Genomic DNA, 3,534 nt, shown 5'->3' on the forward strand with positions numbered 1-3,534 from the left:
GCGAAGTTCTGAGTGACACACCTTAAGGTTTTACCTTATTACACTAGGGTGTGAGGGAAATAAAATATCATTCATTATTTTTTCTCTATTAAGAGCTAACTCAGTTAAAGTTTTGCAAAATAAACCAGTTTGAGCGCTGTCAATTAAAAGGTGGTTAACCAAGCCTTCATATTTTTGTAGAAAAGGGTTGGATTTAATTAGTTCGGATAGTTTATTTGCTCGGCAATTTTCATCTCCGCTGTTTTTAATTTCATTAGAAAACATTTTACATGCAAAAGTTTGTTCTATTTTCTGCCACTCTGCACTGCAGCTACGTGCTGTTCCAGACATTGTTGTTTTGCAATCAGCTCCACTGGTATGCTTTGTTAAATAGTCGCGTTTTGCAAGTATATTATGAATTTTTGTTAGGTCTTCATTATTAGAAATATTGGCAATATGTTTAATAACAATAGCTAAATCATTTGTTGCATCTGCAGTCAATTTATCGTCTATAGTTATCTTTCTATCATATGAATAATCTGGGCAGACTCTTTTTTTAATTTTATCCAATAGCTCCTGATAAGCATGTTTAACTATCTCTATAGCTTTATCAATGAATTGACTTAATGTGTTTCGCTCTTTTTCCAAAGATTGAAGCTCTAGATTTAACGTATTTTGTCGCTTGTCATCTTCCTCCTGAAAGTAATGAAGCTTTATTGATAAATTATCTGCATGTTCTAAGGGCATTAAACTAGGTAAAGGCGTAAAATTAGGTGACTTACTAGCAAGGATTTTCTCAGCAGCAACACAAGCAGTTTTTAACTCGGCGCAAAGTCTTTGACTTTCAGGATCTTGTGCTTCAGCCTTTGCTTCATTAACCAATATTTCTATAGTTTTAGCTCCGTGATATAGATTTTTATCCAACCAGTGTTTCGTGGTCTGCTCACATTTTGAAATGATTTCTGGCAGAAGTTCATCGAATATCAAAGTATTAGGTTGGTATTCATCTGCTAAGCGAGGCTGTCCATTGTTAAAGTTAAGATAGGGTGAGAATATTTTCTCAAACCGAGATTGATTGTGTTTACTTAAGCCATGATCGGCGCTTCCACCAACATACCAAGTGGCAACACGCTCAAAGATGGCACGCTGTCTGTTAAAAATTTGTGCTCTTACTTGAATAAGTTGCTCAAGAGTTTTACTGTTAGCATCGAGCTTGTTTAACTTTTGCTTTTTTTCTGTAATGTTCTGCCCAATTGTATTTAATTTCTCTAAAAAACCTTGATTAGAAGGAAGAGAAACATTTAGCTTCAGGAGCTTAGCTAAAGACTGTACAGCCTCTAATCTGTAAAAATCGCTCTGATTGTCAGTGAGTTCTGGGGCGCATGTCTTAAGAAGAACTTGAATCAAACAATCAAAAGCTGCATCATCCACCTTTAGTATATGTTTGAAAAATATTTCAAATATGAGGATCTTGTCTACACAGAGTTTTCTAATTTGTTCTATTATCTGTGGATCATTTAATAGAATATTAATATTTTCTTCCGTATGAACTCTACAGCTCTTTGCCGCATGATCAGCTACCGCCTCACTATCAGTTACAACACTTTGTAAAGCATCAAGGAAAGGGACAATCACATCCTGTTTTATTGCTATAAAGTCCTGAAACTCTCCATTGGCTTTATATTTTTTTTTCAGAATTACATTATCAAATAAATAAAAGATTACTCTAGTAACATCAATGAAATCATTTTTAAAATATATTATTTTCATGTTGTTTCAGTTCTTTCATTAAGATATCTTTAATATATTTAAATTTTATAAAAAAACCAATAAGATATATTACAAATAAATGTAAATTATAACAAATGAGGGTGAGTATGGGGTGATTCCCTCTTAAAATAGTACAAGTGATAAACTTAGGTCCAAATATCAAGGCATAGGTGTTTTAGATTAACTAAGTTTATCGCCAGGATATTTTGGATGCATACTGGCTTTACAATTTAGAGGAGGTCAGGCGAACTAGTGAACCATGGGCTGATCGGAACACGCCTCGTCGGCAGTTAATTAGCTTTCACACCTGGGTATCTATTAAACCGGGGCAATATCACTAGTCATGTTTGCCAATATACTAGCACTGGTTGCTATTTGTTGTTGAGAAAATAACTGTGCAGAGATAGTTTTAACTTCAGCGTTATCGGATTGCTTTATCTGCTTGAGAAGCTTTGGGTAAGGGCCTTGAAAGTCTGGATAGCTATTTTTTAAGCCAGAGCTAGATAAAAAATTAGCGTCATGTTGAGTAAGCTGGCTTTCTAGTACTGCTAGATCCCGTTCTCTAGAGAATAAAAAGTTAAAAGCTGCGCGTGTAACATTTGTTTGGTACTGCTGAAAGCAAGCGCTAACGTTATTTTTTTTAGGAAAAAAACAGCTTAATAACGGATGTGACTGTGCCTGGCTATCTGATGTTTGAGCAGATACATGAGCCTCAATCTGGTTATATGTTTCTTGAAGTATATGGTTGAAATCTTTAAATTGTTGAGGAAAGTCGAGCATATCTAAAATATGTGAAGGCTGATTGCCTAAACCTAATTCGATTAATTGTTGAAATAATTCTAAGTGACAAGAGATATCCAGCTTTTCTAAAGGCATAACTGTAACATGTGTGAGATTTTTATTGAGAGCTGTAAAGGCTATACCGTCATCATGTGTTGCTAAGATATCGGCTTCCTTGAAAGCTAAATTGAAAGAGTCTCTTAGTTTTGAAGATGCTGTAAATTCTATAGCATTTAGTAACAGGTTATCATAAAGACTTTTAGACAAAAACTTTCTTTCTTTTGAAAATCCTACTATTCTTGCAGTGTCAATTTTATGCGCTGTTTTTTTATAAAAAAAATCATTAAATCTATCGTATAAAGCCTCTTTTTCGTTACTAGATTCTAATTCTTCTTTTAGTTCTTTATATGCATTTTCAATTTCATTATCAGACTCTTCCAAGAAAAAGTGCTCCACTGCCTTATGACTGACATATTCTTTGCATTTTTTATTGGTTGACTCATTGATTGGTTTATGAATGGACTGCCTATCTCGAACACATTCATCAACTTTTGAACAGGCCTCTGCGAGGAGTATTAAGTATTTATCTTGAATTTCTTTCAATTTTGGCATTGGCATATATCTAGTCTCTAAGTTAGTTAGATATTTTGTGATGATTTAGTAATAAAATACAAACCCTAAAGGCTTACTAGAGTCCATGATAGAATAATTCTAACTATTTTTTATATTTTTGTAAATATTTAAACTTTATTGTTTAGTAATAAATAATAGTTTTTTATTGATATTTTTATTAAAGTTATAAAAATAATTAAATATTTCATCTGGAAATGATATCGCCAAAACTACTAGAACAAAGGCAGTGGAGTGAAGTGAGTTTATTTTTCGCTTGGCTTAATGCTATAAAAAACCACGGATAAACCGTGGTTTTTATTTATTGAAATAGAACTAAACAACTAACCGATATAAACAATCAGGTCAGCTTATTTTCTTCCGCTGCGAGCCATG

2 protein-coding genes are annotated in these 3,534 nt (G+C 33.3%); both read right to left on the reverse strand.

The features are described 5' to 3' along the window. Positions 1–30: 30 nt before the first annotated feature. A complete protein-coding gene (locus C200_RS13455) occupies positions 31–1,749 on the reverse strand; it encodes a hypothetical protein (protein WP_016211874.1) in 1,719 nt (572 codons plus the stop codon). 318 nt (positions 1,750–2,067) lie between these two features. Beyond that, on the reverse strand, positions 2,068–3,147 hold the full coding sequence (locus C200_RS13460; RefSeq protein ID WP_016211876.1) for a hypothetical protein: 1,080 nt from the start codon (positions 3,145–3,147) through the stop codon (positions 2,068–2,070). Between the last annotated feature and the right edge of the window lie 387 nt (positions 3,148–3,534).

This window comes from Piscirickettsia salmonis LF-89 = ATCC VR-1361 (genome assembly GCF_000297215.2).
GTDB lineage: Bacteria > Pseudomonadota > Gammaproteobacteria > Piscirickettsiales > Piscirickettsiaceae > Piscirickettsia > Piscirickettsia salmonis.

Coding starts and splice junctions, on each gene's coding strand:
- C200_RS13460 (WP_016211876.1), bottom strand. CDS start 3,147: ATGCCAATGCCAAAATTGAAAGAAATTCAAGATAAATACTTAATACTC.
- C200_RS13455 (WP_016211874.1), bottom strand. CDS start 1,749: ATGAAAATAATATATTTTAAAAATGATTTCATTGATGTTACTAGAGTA.